Below are 16,262 nucleotides of genomic sequence, written 5' to 3'. Positions count from 1 at the left end.
TTACATATCTAATAAGTAAGCAAAAACTAATGGCGCAACTATAGTTGCATCGCTTTCAATTATAAATTTAGGGGTATTAATATCAAGTTTTCCCCAAGTAATTTTCTCGTTAGGCACTGCACCTGAATAAGAACCATAACTTGTTGTTGAATCACTAATTTGACAGAAATAGCTCCAAAAAGGAGTTTCTGTTCTTTCCATATCTTGATATAACATAGGCACTACACAGATAGGAAAATCACCAGCTATACCTCCACCTATTTGGAAGAAACCAATTCCGTTTTCAGAATTATCAGTGTACCAATCTGCTAAAAATGTCATGTATTCAATACCAGATTTCATGGTACTAGCTTTTAACTCGCCTTTTAACACATAAGAAGCAAAAATGTTACCCATTGTACTATCTTCCCAACCTGGACAGATAATAGGAAGGTTTTTTTCTGCAGCTGCATACATCCATGAATCTTTAAGATCAATTTCGTAATGCTCTTCTAAAACGCCAGAAAGCAACATTTTATACATATATTCATGCGGTAAATAACGCTCACCAGCGTCTTCTGCATCTTTCCAAATTTTAAAAATATGCTCTTGTAATCTTCTAAAAGCTTCTTCTTCTGGGATACAAGTATCAGTTACACGGTTTAATCCTTTTTCCAATAAATCCCACTCATCTTGCGGAGTTAAATCACGATAGTTAGGCACACGCTTGTAATGAGAGTGAGCTACTAAGTTCATTATATCTTCTTCTAAGTTTGCTCCTGTACAAGATATGATTTGAACTTTATCTTGACGGATAACTTCAGCAAAAATTTTACCTAGTTCAGCAGTACTCATAGCACCTGCTAATGACACTAACATTTTAGCACCATTATTCAATTGTTCTTCGTACCCTTTTGCTGCATCTACTAAAGCTGCTGCATTGAAGTGTAAATAATATTTTTCAATAAAATTGGAGATAGCTCCTTTATTCTTCGTCATCTTCGAATTTTGAGTTATTAGAGGCACCTGCTATTTGATCTACATCGTATGTGTTATCGTACGAATCTTCAACAGCTGCATCCATAAATTTATAGCTTAACATTTTATAATACAATTTTGCCGCAAGAAAATCTGACGATTTATCATTTTTATTCGGGCAAAGTTCAACAATATCAAAGCCTACAACATTTTTCTCTTTAAAAACTTGCTTTAAAAAATCTAATGTTTCATACCATAATAACCCACCTGGCTCAGGTGTACCTGTCGATGGCATAATACTAGGGTCAAATGCATCTAAATCTAATGTTATAAAAACATTTTCGGTCATTAAATCTACTACCTTATCCATCCAGTATTCATCATTAACCATATCATGAGCGAAAAATGTTTTTTCCTCATCCATAAAGCTTTTTTCAATTGCGTCCATGCTACGAATACCTACTTGAATTAGGTTTGTAGTCTGGCTCGCCTCATGAACCGCACATGCATGGTTGAATTTCGTACCATCATAAGACTCTCTTAAATCAGCATGAGCATCAATATGTAAAACAGTCAAATTATCGAAACATTCATTAAATGCTCTGATTGAACCAATAGAGATAGAGTGCTCACCACCAAAAAGCGTTACAAACTTATTACGTTTTATGTAATCTTTTGTAGCAGCATGGACTGAATTCACCATTGCTTCTGGAGAACTATTTTCTGTAACAGCATCAGCAAGATAAACACCTTGCTCATACACTTCTGTACCAGTTTCAATGTCGTAAAGCTCCATATTTTCAGAGGCATTTAAAAATGCATCTGGTCCTTTGTCAGCTCCCTTACCCCATGTACTTGTTCCATCGTAAGGCACAGGTATTAATACCACCTTTGCCGTTTCCAATTGCGCAAATTTATCTGGGATTCCCGCGTAATTGTTAGTTGTCGTCATAGCCTAAAATTTTTAGCAGGTCTTCTGCTTTTTGTTGTTCATTAAATAATTTAGTTGATATATTTCCGTCTTTATCCTTATCGATTAAGATATGTTTTGGTGCTGGAATTAAACAGTGCTGTAAACCTCCATAACCACCTATTGTTTCTTGGTATGCTCCTGTATTAAAGAAACCTATATATAAAGGTTTATCTCTTCTATATTTGGGCAAATAAATAGCATTCATGTTCTGTTCACTATTGTAATAATCATCACTATCACAAGTTAAACCTCCCAATAAAACTCTCTCATATTCATCTTCCCACCTATTTATTGGTAACATTACAAAACGCTTATTAATTGCCCATGTATCAGGCAATGTTGTAATAAAAGAAGAATCTATCATATTCCACTTCTCTCTATCGTTTTGTTGTTTTTGATATAAGATCTCATAAATAGCACCACCACTCTCTCCTACAGTAAAACTTCCAAATTCTGTAAAAATATGTGGTACAGGTACATCTGCTTCTTGACAAGTAATATTTATTTGGTTGATGATTTCATCAATCATATATTGGTAATCATACTCAAAAGCCAAAGAATTTTTTATTGGAAAACCACCACCAATATTTAAACTGTCTAACGATGGGCACATTTTCTTTAACCTAACATACACTTTTAAGCATTTTACTAATTCGTTCCAATAATAGGCGTTATCTCTAATACCTGTATTGATAAAAAAGTGAAGCATTTTCAACTCTACCTTATCATTATCTTTTATCTGGTTTTCGTAAAATGGAACTATGTTTTTATAGCCTATACCTAATCTAGAGGTATAAAACTCAAACTTAGGTTCTTCTTCTGAAGCAATACGGATACCTACTTTAAAAGTATCTTTTATTACGTCTGATAATAATTCTATTTCTTCATAATTATCAATAACAGGAATACAGTTACGATGTCCTTCGTTTATTAAACGACCAATATTATCGATATACGCATCTCTTTTAAAGCCATTACATATTACATATGTATCATCTTTAATTTTTCCTTTTTGTTTAAGTTTTTCTACAATATTTATATCGTAAGCCGATGATGTTTCAATATGCACATCATTATTTAAAACTTCGTTTAGTACAGGCTGAAAATGCGAACTTTTTGTACAATAACAATAATGGTATTTACCTTTATAGTCATTTTTTTCCATTGCATTTTTAAACCAAACCTTCGCTCTATTAATATTTTGAGAAATTTTTGGTAGGTATGTGAACTTCAACGGTGTACCGTAATCTTCAACTAACTTCTTTAAAGGTATGCCATGAAAATTAAGATTTTCTCCATCTAAAGTAAATTCTTCCTGTGGAAAATAGTATGTCTGATCTATTAAATCAATATATTTTGTATTCATTAAAATGATTGTTATTTGTTAAAACTACTAAATAAGTAAGAAAAGCTTATCGCTTTCAATTAAAAATTTAAAACAATCACTAGATAATGATTTGACGTTGCGTTGTAGGTACAAAATAATAATCGTGCTGACTACAAACGATTGAAGATTCTAAGGAAGATGTAAAAAAAATTCGGTTGCCTTTTTTACAGACTTCAAGCGGATACCCCTTCTTATTATCCGATGGACCAAACATAAAAATACTATTCATTTTTTTCAGCTAAAAGCTTTTATACCAGCCTATTTTTTAATCCTGGTTTGAGAGCGCAAATGAAAACAAAAAAAACGAAAAAACAAGTGTTTTATTTTTTTTTACGATATAAAACCTAATTAATGAAATAAGATTAAAAAAATAAGATTAAAAATCTAATTTACAGATACTTAACACTACTTTTGAAATTGAAAATTAATAAAAAAACAAACACCCTAACGTTAAATTTATATTACTATTAAAAAATGCTTTAAAATATTAAATATTAAGAAGTGCTCGTAGTTATTTAATCGATGAAAATTGCATTTCATAACAGTGTTTCTAAAACCATCTATACATTACCTACTGTTTATCTTTTATATACCGCCATTCACCTAAACTTGAAAATTATATTGTAGGAAATAAATACTTTCGTAGCGAAAAGTTTTACATATCTAAAAACTTAATTTTATGGAAAAGTTTAAATATTTTTTAATAAGCTTAGTTATCGCTATTGCTTTTTTTGGACTCACATATCTTATTACCAGTAAGTTACTTAATTTTATCTCATGAAAAATAAATACTTTTAGAAGAAGTATTTTATTTGATAGGGTTAATATATGTAATTCAACCTAAGTACTTTCGATCATTATTATTTAAAAGCATAATGATTTGAATACATCTAAACCCAAATTTAATTACAAAGATCTTCCTTCGCTTATAAAAGAAACTTATAAGGCATGGGATGAAGCCAACCCATGGAGGCTAAGTGCGGTTGTCGCTTATTACGCGATACTCTCATTACCCGCACTTTTAATTATTATTATAAATATTATTGGTTCTGTTTGGGGTCCTGATATTGTACAGGGACAGTTAACAAATGAAATTTCATCGGCTTTGGGCAGAGACGCCGCCGAATCTATCGAAACAATAATATCTGAAACTCAAAATAAAGAAGACAATTTAATATCTACAATTATCGGTATAGGCACACTGCTGTTTGGTGCGACTGGAGTTTTTTATCAACTAAAAATATCATTAAACGAAATTTGGAAAATAAAGCCAGACCCAAATGCTAATTTTTGGAAAGTTATTACTGATAGAGCCAGAAGTTTTGCCTTTATACTTGTAATAGGTTTTTTATTGTTGGTTAGCTTTATAATCACTGCAGGTGTATCTGCTTTAAATGAATATATAAGACAAGTATTACCTGAGGTTTTAATATATATTGCCTATTTATTAGATTTTATCGTTTCTGTAGGTATTATAACCATACTTTTTGCTCTTATGTTTCGATATTTACCCGATGCCCGAATTAAATGGAAAACTGTTTGGAAAGGCGCTTTAATTACCGCAGTTCTTTTTGTTATCGGAAAATCATTATTAGGTCTGTATTTCGGAGCTGCTAATCCTGGTTCAACCTATGGTGCTGCAGGTACTATTGTTTTAATTCTTTTATGGGTATCCTACTCTTGCTTGATTCTGTTTTTTGGAGCTCAATTTACATATGTATATGCAAAAAGGTACGGAATGGGTATTGAACCAACATCAATAGCTAAAAGAACCGACTAAAATTAATATAAATAACCACTGAAAATGAAAACTATAAACCCTAAAATAATTCGTCAATTATTTATCATACTTCTTATTTTACTAATGGGGTCTATGATATTTAAACAAATGCTTCCTTATTTATCAGGAGTATTAGGAGCCATAACCATATATGTTTTGTTACGTAAACCTATGAGTAAATTAGTAAAAAGAGGCTGGAACCCCGATGTTGCTGTTAGTCTTTTACTTTTTGGATCTGTTATAGGTATTGTAATACCCGTTGCTGGTATTGTTATGATGTTAGCTAATAAAGTAGAAAACACAGTAAAACATTCTGAAAAAGTAATAAAAGCAGGAAAAGATCAATTACAAACATGGGAAGATAAAATTGGTTACGATTTAACTTCACAAATTGATGCCGAAGGCGTTTCTACTTGGCTTTCCGAAAGCTTACAGAATTTTGCCGGTGGCACTTTTAATATTTTTATTGCTATTGGCCTTATGTATTTTTTGCTTTATTATATGCTTACTAACAGAAGGCAATTAAGAGAGTCATTATATGAATATATACCTATAGGAAATTCAAATTTAAAAATTATTGGAAAAGATGTACAGGCAATGGTGCGATCAAACGCACTAGGCATTCCACTAGTTGCAGCGGCTCAAGGAGTTGTAGCTTTAATAGGGTTTTTAATATTTAATATAGAACAACCCTTTTTCTGGGCTGTAGTTGTATTTGTAGGTTCTATGATTCCTTTTATCGGAACATTTATAGGTACACTACCTGTATTTATACTTACACTAGCTGCAGGAGACGATTTTAAAGCCTGGGGTATTTTAATTTATGGGTTAGTAGTTGTGGGATCAACTGATAATTTACTTCGCTTATTTATTTTAAAAAAATTAGATGGCGTACATCCACTAATCACATTACTAGGGGTAATTGTAGGGGTGCCTTTATTTGGCTTTATTGGACTTATTTTTGGCCCCCTTTTAATTAGCTTATTTTTAATTGTACTACGAATTTATAAAGAAGAATATGGTCAAGAAGTTCATCATAAAGAGGAATTATAAAATTTTCTGATTTTAAAAGGAGCAATCAAAAATTGATTAGCATCAATTAAACTTATCAAATCATCGTAACATTGTTGAGTAATAAAAGAAGCTAAAAAAAAGAAAAAGTTATGATAGCACCAGAACAAGTTCAATTAGAGAACATAGCAGACGGCGAATACGAGATCTTTGCGCTTTTAAAACAAAGATATAGCCCAAGAACATTTAAAAAAGAAAAAATAAAAGAACAGCACATAAAACAGCTTTTTGAAGCCGTTAGATGGTCTGCTAGTTCTAACAACATACAACCTTGGCGTTTTTTATATGCCGAAAAAAACACAGAATCATACAACGAAATATTATCTTGTTTAAGTGATTTTAATAAAGAATGGGCAATTAACGCTCCTTTATTAATGCTTACTGCTTATAAAGAAGAAACAGAAGATGGTGATAAAAATTTTCACGCACCACATGATTTAGGTTTATCTATAGGTGGTATGACCATGCAAGCTCAATATATGGGTATAGCACTACACCATATGGCCGGTATTGATTGGGAAGAAGCTCAAGACGTGTTCAACATTCCTGAAGGATATCATATTAACAGCGCGATTGCTGTTGGTTACTATGGTGGCGAGTTAGATCAATTATCTACAGAACTACAAAAGCAAGAGTTAAATGAACGTAAACGTATACGACAAACCGATTTTGCCTATAAAGGAGAATGGAAGTTCTAGAATAAAAAAAGTTACACGTATAAAAAAAGCCCTTTTAAGGGCTTTTTTTATACGTGTAACTTAATACATACTATAAGAATATTCCTGAAATTACAATCGCTCCGATTATTACAATTAACATTCCTATAATTATAGTTGCTCCAATTTTTGTCTTCTTATTTTTTTGTAAAATGTAGTGTTTTGTATCCTCATCTGATTCTTTAATAAACTTTACTCTTGGGTCGTTATCCTTGTTATCCATAATTTTTTATTTTGCTCCAATTTATTGATTATCAAAAGACTTGATTAATTCATTTCATTAAAATTTTAATCCATTACCTATAAATTCTTTACAGTCAATCTTAAACTTTTTAAAGTTAATTACTACAGTACATTCTTGTTAATTTTGAAGTAAGCAATTGACAATCAATTGATATTAATTTTTAAAAACAACACTATGGATAATAATAGCAACACATTACTAGGAATATTAGCAGGTACAGCAATTGGAGCAACTTTAGGTATTTTATTTGCACCTGATAGAGGAGTTAATACAAGACAAAAAATTGCTGATCAAGCATTAGCAACAAAAGATTCTTTAAAAGAAACTGCTTATGAGCTAAGAGATAGAGCGGCTGATACTGTGGCTAATAAGAGAGAAACATTAGATTCTCAAATAGAATATATCGTATCAGACGTAAGTCATAAAACTGAAGATGTAATAACTACATTAGAGAAAAAACTTGCTGATTTGAAAAATAAAAATAAAAAATTACAAAAATCATAAATTGATATGAGTATAATTAAATCTTTAGACGAGTCAACTACTAAGGCTGCCCAGTCAGGAGAAAATTATGTGAATTCGACAAAGAAGTATTTTGAATTAAAAGCTTTTCAAATGTTGACTCTGATGTCTTCATATATTGTTAAAGCGGCAATTTTAGGTAGCCTTTCTGTCTTAGGTTTAATTTTCATGGCAATTTCTGGAGCAATAGCGCTTGGCGAATATTACGATAATAAAGCTTTAGGTCATTTAATTGTAGGTTCTATAATATTTATAGCAATCGTACTTATTTTCCTTTTAAGAAAATACTTAGATAAGTATATTATTAAAAAGCTTTCAAAAACATATTTTGACTAATGAGAAATACAAACTTTACATCATTCGAAGAAATAGAGCTAGAGTTAATGCAATATAACCTTGAACGCAAAATAGCTCTTGAAGAAATAAAGGGTATAAAACACCAAATACAAGAAGATCTGCAACCAGCGAATTGGTTACAGTCTGGTTTTAAAATAGCACGTAAATTAAGTACGGTAATGCTACTTAAAAAACTTTTCAAATAAATATAAAAAAGGCTAACTCAAATGAGTTGGCCTTTTTTTTCAAGTATTAAAGCTAGTTCAAATCAGTTAAGCAAAAACTCAAAATAGCACACTAAACACCTTTAGTATCTTTAATTTTACAGTATAAAATATTGGTTGGTTGTTTTTAAAATGGTTTCAACATACTACAAAAAGTTGAAGCCATTTTTTGTTTTAAAAAATATCAATTCTTCTTTGTAAAAAGCATCGCCTGTACAAATAGATATTTAAAACCAACATTAACGTATAAAAAAATACTGATGGATTTTGAAGTAAAAGGAGCTTGGGGTAAAATGACTAGCAGGTTAGAAACTTGGTTAAATCAATTAATCATAAACCTACCGAATATAATAATCGCAGTAGTTGTCTTTATTATTGTAATTATATTATCAAAATATTTGAGCAGATTAACATTAAAGTTACTTAGCAAAAGTAATCTTCAAAAATCAATGAAAAATGTGATTGCTAAGTTAATATCTGTCTTAATAATATTGGCAGGTTTGTTTTTGGTACTTGGTATTCTAGATTTAAACAAAACTCTACAAACAATATTAGCTGGTGCTGGTGTTGCTGGTTTGGCTGTTGGTTTAGCATTACAAGGTGCATTAGCTAATACTTTTTCTGGTATCGTTCTATCTTATATTAAGCAAATAAAATTTGGAGATTGGATAGAAAGCAATGATTTTGAAGGTGAAGTTGTCGATATTGACTTAAGAGCTGTAACGATAAGACAACCAGATAATAATTTAGTATACTTACCTAATAAGTTGGTTTTAGAAAATCCTATAAAAAACTTTTCTTCTACATCTCAATCAAGAGTCATATTACATTGTGGCGTTGGTTATTCATCTGATTTAGAATTTGTGAGAGACTTGGTACAAAAAACAATTGTTGAAAAATTTGAACCTGTTGAAAATAAAGAGGACGTTATATTTCTATATAGAGAATTTGGAGATAGTTCAATAAATTTCGAAACGAGATTTTGGATCGATTCAACATCTGCCCTAGAAGTTGCAAAAGCAAAAACAGAAGCTATGATAGGTATAAAAAAAGCTTTTGATGCAAACGATATTAATATTCCGTTCCCAATCAGAACTCTCGAGTTTCCAAAAAACTTTAGTGTACCAACGGCAACAGAAAAGCCTTAACTAAGGTTTAACACTCTAATACTATTTACGTCAATAATGAAATTTATAGCATCAATTAAACTATAATTGAAGTCTTAAATTTGAAGTAACAATGCTAAGGAAGTAGGCATTAAAAATTTACTTCCATAATTTAAATATTATATACGATGAGTACATATACAGAAAACGTAGGAAATAAATTAAATAGTTTATTACAAAAAACATACGATGCTGAGCAAGGATATAAAAAAGCGGCAGAAAATATAGACAATGCAGTTTTAAAATCTTTTTTTACAAGAAAAACAAAGCAACGTTATGATTTCGGTCATGAATTAAAAAACGAAATATCAAGTTTCGGTCAAACAATTGAAAAAGGCGGAACCGCAGCTGGAGCAGCACATAGGACTTGGATGGATTTCAAATCTTTCTTCACAACTAACGACGAACAATCTATGTTAGAAGAAGCAATTAGAGGCGAAAAAGCATCAATAGAAGAATATAAAGATGTACTTACGGAAACAGATTTGCCGAGTAGCACTCAAACTATTCTTTTACAACAGATGAATCAAATCGAACTCGATTTATCTAAAGAAAAGGTAATGGAAAATATAAGTTAAAATTATATTTAATTTGATTTTAAGAGGGGAATACATTATGTGTGTTCCCCTTTTTTATATGTATAATTTTCAACTCTTTATGCGGCAACAAATTTACCGATTCAGTTAATCGGAACGGCATAATATGTGGATCTTTGAGTATAGAAATTTAGCAAGGTGCTAAAATTTCAATAACCTAAAAACACAAACATTATGTTACGTTGGACAGTCACTTTTATAGTATTAGCAATAATCGCAGCAGTATTTGGTTTTGGTGGTATAGCCGCTGGAGCAGCAAGTATAGCAAAAATCTTATTTTTTATCTTTTTGATATTATTTGTAATATCATTAATTACAGGAAGAAAAAAAATATAGTTAATTACAGCATGTAAATTATTGTAACACACATATAAATAACACATTAACCCTAAAAACAAAAAAGATGAAAAAGACATTAATATTTACATTTTTCGCATTATTCATTAGCTTATCTACCTTAACTTTTACGAGTTGTAGAGAGCAAACCACTTCTGAAAAAGTTGAAGATTCAGTTGAAGATATGGGAGACGATATTGAAGATGGTTTAGAAGATGCAGGAGATGAAATCGAAGATGCTGTTGACGAATAAAAACCGTCAATATTAATTTAGAACTTTCAATTTGACGGACAATTTCTTAATTGAGAAATTGTCCGTTTCTTAATTTAAATCAAAAAATTATGGAATACGCAAAAAGTGAAAAAGAGTATATAGATAAGTATCAAAAATTAGGATATACATCAAACTATTTAATTAAAGACAGTAAATTGGTTGATACAGAAACTAAAAAAGAATATAAGCCTGAAGATATTTATATAATTAAAGAGTATAGATTTGAAGGAATGAGTAACCCTGATGATATGTCTATTTTATATATTATTGAGTCAAAAGATAATAACAAAGGAACGGTGTTAGCTAATTACAGCCCTTCTAGTGAAACAGAGACCGCAGAGTTTTTTGCATATATTCCTAAAGAAAATTATAAAGAAAGTGAATAACATAAAATATTAGTTTATATTCAATTTAAATTTCACCCCATTTTATCACTTGTAGTTATTTATGAGAATTAATGTCAAATTCGATTTTAATACAATTTGCAAAAAAGTTGTTTGTGAACAGCTAGAACGCATGGATGTTGACTACGTTTTACACGGTGTTAGCGAAATTGAATTAAAGCAGACACCTAGTAGCGTTCAAATGCAAATTATAGCAGATAGTTTTGCAGATTATGGTGTGGAAATTATTAGCGATCAGCAGACTGCAATAATACAGCGTATTAAAGATGCCATTACGCTTTTAGTTAATGGTGATGAGGAAGCTCAAAAATATAATGTATCAGCATATTTAGCTGAAAAATTAGATTACTCATACGCTTACTTATCCAATCTTTTTTCTGAAATAACACATACATCAATCGAAAATTTTGTGATTTTAAAAAAAATAGATGTTGCAAAAAGTTTAATCATTGAAAATGATTTAACGCTAACTGAGATTGCGTATAAACTTAACTACAGTAGCGTTGCTCATTTATCGGGTCAATTTAAAAAAACAACAGGTTTAACCCCTTCTACTTTTCAAAAAATAATTAAAAAAAGAAAAGAAAGAAGTACTGCTCAAGACTAATTATATGGCTTTACAAACTTTAAACGTTGCCCTTGCGGACGATGATGAAGATGATAGATTTTTATTTAAAGATGCTATTGATGAGATCAAAATTAAAACTAAACTTTCGCTTTTTAATGATGGTAAAGAATTGATGGATTATCTTACATTACCTAATGTAATTCTTCCTGAAATAATTTTTCTAGATTTAAATATGCCCATTAAAAATGGAATGCAATGTTTGAAAGAAATTAGAGAAAACCCGAAATTAAATGGGTTATCTGTCGCCATATATTCTACATCATCTTCTGAAAATGATATTGAAGAAACGTTTATAAATGGTGCAAACGTTTACATAAATAAACCTACCAATTTTGGTGCTTTAAAAAAAGCTATCGAAAAGGTTTTACAGCTTAACTGGCAATACCAAACATCTGCACTTAACAGAGATAATTTTTTATTAAGAATTTAAAACATGAACCTTAAAAGAAAAGCAACACCTACTAAATTCTATGTAATTTTGTTAATTATAGCTGCTGCACTATTAATGTTTATAGGTAGTATCAGCTTCAGACAAATTATAGAATTAAGAGATTCTGCCGATTCAATTGCCCATACCTTAGAAGTAGAAAAAGAAATAAACAACTTGTTTTTTATACACTCAAGAATGGAGTCTTCTGAGCTTAAAAACTTGCTTAGAAAAGATACCCTTTCATATTCTACAACATTTAACAAGTTTATTAAATCTGCCGATTCTTCGCTAATTAATTTAAAATTACTCGTTAATGACAACCCCGTACAACAAACACACATTAAGCGAATTACTGAACTACAAGTAGATTTAGTTAATGCTTTAAACAAAATATCTAAAAGTCCACAAACACGATTAAAATTCTCATTAAAAGAAAAAAATAAGCTCGATGAGGTTGCAACTATCATGGACAAGCTTACTGAACGAAAAAATTTGATGATTGAAAAAGAAGAGATGCTCTTAAAAGAAAGAAGGGCCAACTATCAATCTCAAGCATTGCTAACTCCCTATATGATTTTAATATTGGGGGTGTTCGCTTTATTTATCTTTATAGTAGCTTTTATAAAAATAAATAGTGAAAGAGAAAACAGAACAAAAGCCGAAGCATTTTTAGCGAGTGTTATGGCAAATACCGAAAATATTATAAATTACTACGAACCTATTTTTAATGATAACAACGAGATTATAGATTTTAAATTAGTGTATGCTAACGAGCGTAATAGAATTGACTTTAATTTAGACCCAGAAAAAATAATGGGCAAACTTATTAGCGAAGTATTACCATTTACAAAACTTAATGGTGAATACGATAAATTAGCTGAGTCGTTTAATGAAAAAAAGGTTGTTAAGTTAAACAGACAAGTAGCTTTAGAGGATAATAAAATCTGGCTAGAATCTATCGTTCGTCCTCTGTCTAACGGAATATTAGTTGTTGCAAAAAACACAACTTTTGAAAAAGAGTCGGTTGCCAGGTTAAATGATTTAAATTTAAAACTACAAGATCAGTTTAAAGAGCTACAAGACACTGAAAGCTTTTTGCAATCTATTTTCACCTCTACCAATAATGTAATCGCGCACTACTTACCTATTAAGGATAAAAACGGAACAATAATAGATTTTTCAATTGCTTTTACTAATGAAGTTATAAAAGATGCTACAGGCGATATACCTGATGAAATAAAAGGAAAAAAAGTAAGTGAAGTTTATCCTTATTTAATGAAAAATGGCGTTTTTGATACTATGGTAGAAACCATAACAACGGGCAAAACGCTTAAAATTGAAAGAGATTACGACTTAATGGGCGTACAAAAAGTATTTTTAAGTACAGCCACCAAAGTAAATAATGGTGTTACCTTAACCTCTAGAGAAAACACAATAGAAAGACAAGCAGAAAAGCAAATGACTTCTTTAAATGAGAATTTAAAGATTCAGAACTCTATTTTAAAAGATGCTGAAAAAATGGCTCAAATTGGGAGTTTTAGGCTAGGTAGCTCGAAAGAGAAATCTACTATTTCAGAAAATTTTTATCATCTACTAGGCCTCGAAACAAATACGCTTGATATCACCCACGAGTCTTATAAAAAATTCATTCACCCAGTTGATCTTGAAAACTACGAATTTGAATTAGAAATTTCAGAAAGAACAAAAAAAGATTTTAATTTTCTGTACCGAGTAATTACTTCTAAAAAGAAAGTAAGACATTTTCAAACCTCAGGGCATATTACAGATAATATATTATTGGGTGTTGTACAAGATGTAACTGCAATTATTAAAAACGAACAAAAGCTAAAAGAAAAAAACGAAGAATTAAAACGTTCTAATGCAGAACTAGAATCTTTTAATAGAGTCGCTAGTCATGATTTACAAGAACCTATTCGAAAAATTCAAATGTTTATTTCGCGAATAGAAGATGCTGACTTCGATCAATTATCCGAAAGAAGTAAATCATACTTCGAAAAAATAATTACCTCATCAGAACGCATGAGAATGCTTATTAAATATCTACTATCGTACTCTCGTATCAATAAAACATCTAATGATTTTGTCAATTTAAATTTAGGAGACATCATACATAAAGTACAAGAAGATTTAGAAGCTCGAATAAAAGAATCTAATGTTTCAATTATAGTTGATGATCTTCCTAATGTTGTAGCAATACCATTTCAGATGGAGCAGCTTTTCAATAATATAATTTCTAATGCTATTAAATATGGCAATACCGAAGACCCTAAAATTATAATTGAATGTAAAAAGCTTAAGAAAAATCAAATCAAACAAAACTTCGTTAAAAAGTACAAAACGTATTACCGCATATCTATAATAGATAACGGTATTGGCTTTGATCAAGAACATTCTGAAAAAATATTCGAACTCTTTCAAAGGCTTCATCAGAAAAACGAATATTCAGGTACAGGTATAGGTTTAGCCATCTGTAAAAAAATAGTTCAAAACCATAAAGGTCATATTGCAGCAAAAAGCATCCCTAATAAAGGCACTACCTTTAACGTATACTTACCGGCCTAAATTACGCACTACATAATAGCTTTTTTAATCATTTTTTTAATTAAAGAGCTCCAAACACTTATAAAAAAGCCCTAAACGCTCTGTTTTAGGGCTTTTCTTATAATTATGTAACAGAACCTAAAAATTGTGTAACAAGTTCACTGTATACTTTTCCGAAATTTGTCATGTACAAAATAAATGATATATCACATTCATTGATTCAAACACAAAAATAATTGACATGAACAACAACAAACTAAATTCTCAAGTAAATTCTAAAGTTGGTAAAACTTGGTCGTTAGATTCTCATGTCTCGATTTTGAAAAAAGAATTTCTGACTTTGAACAGAACAACAACAATTGAAAACAACTTTATTAATTTATCAAATTGAAGTAAACATGACAAAACTATCTAGCGACAATTTATTGACATGTTAAACATATTAAAATCCCTTTCAGTGTTTTTATTAATACTATGGGCTCTGGGTTTTTTTTATTTCAATATCGGCCCAATAATACATGTGTTACTACTTATAGCAACAGCTGCATTAATAGTAACAGTGCTTAAAAAAAATAATTGATAATTTTAAAAACAGCTATTATGAAAACTATATATATATCTACAAACAATATTTCTCAGAATTTTAACGAATTACAAAATAAACTTGGTGGTAAGTTGAATAAAAAACAACAAGAGTACACCCTTGTTTTAAACAACGATTTAGTATCAGGTTCTATTACAGGTATTGAGTTTGATAATGATATTACTTTCATGAAATATGATGTTAGCTTTACTGAAGATGTTATTTTAAAAAGCAGCACTTCTAAAACAAACCCTATAAACTTCATGTATTGTTCTAGCGGGCAATTAGCATTTGGTTTTAATGAAGAAGGTTCTAAAAAATCTTTAAATCAATTTCAGACAGGTGTTTTTTCAAGTGATCCAAATAGAGATACTGTATTGTTTTTCAGAAAAGATCAGCAAGTAAAATTCTCTAACGTAAAAGTAGATGCTATGGTTGATGCAAATGATGAATCTATCGATTTATTAAAAAATCAATTGATTAAAACATTTATGCCTAAAAACGGAGAAGAAACTTTTTCTTATGTAGGTTCATATAATTTAAAAATTGCTGAAAAAATACAACAATTAGATGCCATTACACAAAAAGGTATTGTACGTAATTTATTAATAAATGGTACTGTACACGTAATTCTTGCAATGGAAATACAACAGCATAACGAAGATTTAAAAAACGAAAACAACAACTTGGGTTCTTTAACAAGAAACGAGATGGAGGATGTTAAAGAAATTTCTGATTTCATTAAAAACTATCCTGAAATTCAATATAGCCTTAAATATTTAAGCAAAAAATCTGGTTTATCTCCTTCTAAACTACAAGAAGGTTTTAAATTATTGCATGATAGGACTGTTACTGATTTCATTAGAAACGTAAGAGTTGAGACTGCTGAAAACTTAATTAAAACAACAGATTTAAACATCTCTGAGATTGTATATTCAGTTGGGTTAACTAGTAGAAGTTATTTTTCTAAAATATTTAAAGAAAAGTACGATTGTAGTCCAAAATACTACCAAGACAACCAACATACGTTAGCTGTAACAGCATAATATATATAAGTAATTTGATTACCTAAA

Annotated in this window: 20 protein-coding genes; 16 read left to right on the top strand and 4 right to left on the bottom strand. The window is 30.1% G+C overall.

The window, feature by feature from the left end:
- From H0I23_RS15740 to H0I23_RS15730, 3 genes are read right to left on the bottom strand one after another with little or no spacing between them, the layout of a single operon-like run.
- On the bottom strand, positions 1 to 978 hold the full coding sequence (locus tag H0I23_RS15740; protein ID WP_216784238.1) for a deoxyhypusine synthase family protein: 978 nt from the start codon (positions 976 to 978) through the stop codon (positions 1 to 3).
- Entirely contained in the window at positions 965 to 1,909 is a 945-nt protein-coding gene (gene speB, locus H0I23_RS15735; protein WP_216784237.1) for an agmatinase, read from the bottom strand. Before speB ends, H0I23_RS15740 begins: the two co-directional genes overlap by 14 nt.
- A complete protein-coding gene (locus tag H0I23_RS15730) occupies positions 1,896 to 3,296 on the bottom strand; it encodes an arginine decarboxylase (protein ID WP_216784236.1) in 1,401 nt (466 codons plus the stop codon). The genes speB and H0I23_RS15730 overlap by 14 nt, the downstream gene beginning before the upstream one ends.
- 901 nt (positions 3,297 to 4,197) lie before the next feature.
- Here H0I23_RS15730 and H0I23_RS15725 point away from each other — a divergent pair.
- The 3 genes from H0I23_RS15725 (at position 4,198) to H0I23_RS15715 (ending at position 6,866) form a co-directional block, all read left to right on the top strand.
- A complete protein-coding gene (locus tag H0I23_RS15725) occupies positions 4,198 to 5,097 on the top strand; it encodes a YihY/virulence factor BrkB family protein (protein ID WP_216784235.1) in 900 nt (299 codons plus the stop codon).
- A gap of 24 nt (positions 5,098 to 5,121) precedes the next feature.
- Positions 5,122 to 6,150 carry an AI-2E family transporter gene (locus tag H0I23_RS15720; protein WP_216784234.1) on the top strand — a complete coding sequence of 343 codons (1,029 nt, stop codon included), beginning with the start codon at positions 5,122 to 5,124 and terminating at the stop codon, positions 6,148 to 6,150.
- A 110-nt stretch (positions 6,151 to 6,260) separates the two neighbouring features.
- Entirely contained in the window at positions 6,261 to 6,866 is a 606-nt protein-coding gene (locus tag H0I23_RS15715) for a nitroreductase family protein (RefSeq protein ID WP_216784233.1), read from the top strand.
- Between the two features lie 70 nt (positions 6,867 to 6,936).
- Here H0I23_RS15715 and H0I23_RS15710 read toward each other — a convergent pair whose 3' ends face one another.
- Positions 6,937 to 7,107 (bottom strand): hypothetical protein, encoded by a 171-nt coding sequence (locus H0I23_RS15710; protein WP_216786106.1) that lies wholly within the window; start codon positions 7,105 to 7,107, stop codon positions 6,937 to 6,939.
- A 195-nt stretch (positions 7,108 to 7,302) separates the two neighbouring features.
- Here H0I23_RS15710 and H0I23_RS15705 point away from each other — a divergent pair, with 195 nt between their 5' ends.
- From H0I23_RS15705 to H0I23_RS15645, 13 genes are all read left to right on the top strand, one after another.
- Positions 7,303 to 7,632, top strand: coding sequence for a YtxH domain-containing protein (locus H0I23_RS15705; protein WP_216784232.1), 330 nt, complete (start codon positions 7,303 to 7,305; stop codon positions 7,630 to 7,632).
- A gap of 6 nt (positions 7,633 to 7,638) precedes the next feature.
- Positions 7,639 to 7,986 (top strand): hypothetical protein, encoded by a 348-nt coding sequence (locus H0I23_RS15700; protein WP_216784231.1) that lies wholly within the window; start codon positions 7,639 to 7,641, stop codon positions 7,984 to 7,986.
- Positions 7,986 to 8,192 (top strand): hypothetical protein, encoded by a 207-nt coding sequence (locus H0I23_RS15695; protein ID WP_216784230.1) that lies wholly within the window; start codon positions 7,986 to 7,988, stop codon positions 8,190 to 8,192. Before H0I23_RS15700 ends, H0I23_RS15695 begins: the two co-directional genes overlap by 1 nt.
- Positions 8,193 to 8,470: 278 nt before the next feature.
- Entirely contained in the window at positions 8,471 to 9,358 is an 888-nt protein-coding gene (locus H0I23_RS15690; RefSeq protein WP_216784229.1) for a mechanosensitive ion channel family protein, read from the top strand.
- Positions 9,359 to 9,504: 146 nt separating this feature from the next.
- On the top strand, positions 9,505 to 9,954 hold the full coding sequence (locus H0I23_RS15685) for a PA2169 family four-helix-bundle protein (RefSeq protein ID WP_216784228.1): 450 nt from the start codon (positions 9,505 to 9,507) through the stop codon (positions 9,952 to 9,954).
- Positions 9,955 to 10,146: 192 nt separating this feature from the next.
- Positions 10,147 to 10,308: a DUF1328 family protein gene (locus H0I23_RS15680; RefSeq protein ID WP_216784227.1), complete on the top strand. Its 162-nt coding sequence runs from the start codon at positions 10,147 to 10,149 to the stop codon at positions 10,306 to 10,308.
- 67 nt (positions 10,309 to 10,375) lie between these two features.
- The gene (locus H0I23_RS15675) at positions 10,376 to 10,561 is read left to right on the top strand and encodes a hypothetical protein (protein ID WP_216784226.1); all 186 of its coding nucleotides are present in this window, start codon (positions 10,376 to 10,378) and stop codon (positions 10,559 to 10,561) included.
- An 89-nt stretch (positions 10,562 to 10,650) separates the two neighbouring features.
- The gene (locus H0I23_RS15670; RefSeq protein ID WP_216784225.1) at positions 10,651 to 10,968 is read left to right on the top strand and encodes a hypothetical protein; all 318 of its coding nucleotides are present in this window, start codon (positions 10,651 to 10,653) and stop codon (positions 10,966 to 10,968) included.
- Positions 10,969 to 11,029: 61 nt separating this feature from the next.
- Complete coding sequence (locus H0I23_RS15665) at positions 11,030 to 11,593, top strand: AraC family transcriptional regulator (RefSeq protein WP_216784224.1); 564 nt, start codon at positions 11,030 to 11,032, stop codon at positions 11,591 to 11,593.
- A gap of 4 nt (positions 11,594 to 11,597) precedes the next feature.
- Positions 11,598 to 12,044 (top strand): response regulator, encoded by a 447-nt coding sequence (locus tag H0I23_RS15660; protein WP_216784223.1) that lies wholly within the window; start codon positions 11,598 to 11,600, stop codon positions 12,042 to 12,044.
- Positions 12,045 to 12,047: 3 nt separating this feature from the next.
- Positions 12,048 to 14,627: an ATP-binding protein gene (locus H0I23_RS15655; protein ID WP_216784222.1), complete on the top strand. Its 2,580-nt coding sequence runs from the start codon at positions 12,048 to 12,050 to the stop codon at positions 14,625 to 14,627.
- A gap of 409 nt (positions 14,628 to 15,036) precedes the next feature.
- On the top strand, positions 15,037 to 15,186 hold the full coding sequence (locus H0I23_RS16890) for a lmo0937 family membrane protein (RefSeq protein ID WP_216784221.1): 150 nt from the start codon (positions 15,037 to 15,039) through the stop codon (positions 15,184 to 15,186).
- A 20-nt stretch (positions 15,187 to 15,206) separates the two neighbouring features.
- On the top strand, positions 15,207 to 16,235 hold the full coding sequence (locus H0I23_RS15645; RefSeq protein WP_216784220.1) for an AraC family transcriptional regulator: 1,029 nt from the start codon (positions 15,207 to 15,209) through the stop codon (positions 16,233 to 16,235).
- The last annotated feature ends 27 nt before the right edge of the window (positions 16,236 to 16,262 follow it).

The organism is Cellulophaga sp. HaHaR_3_176 (genome assembly GCF_019021925.1).
Taxonomy (GTDB): domain Bacteria; phylum Bacteroidota; class Bacteroidia; order Flavobacteriales; family Flavobacteriaceae; genus Cellulophaga.
This window is presented reverse-complemented; position numbering and strand designations above follow the sequence as displayed.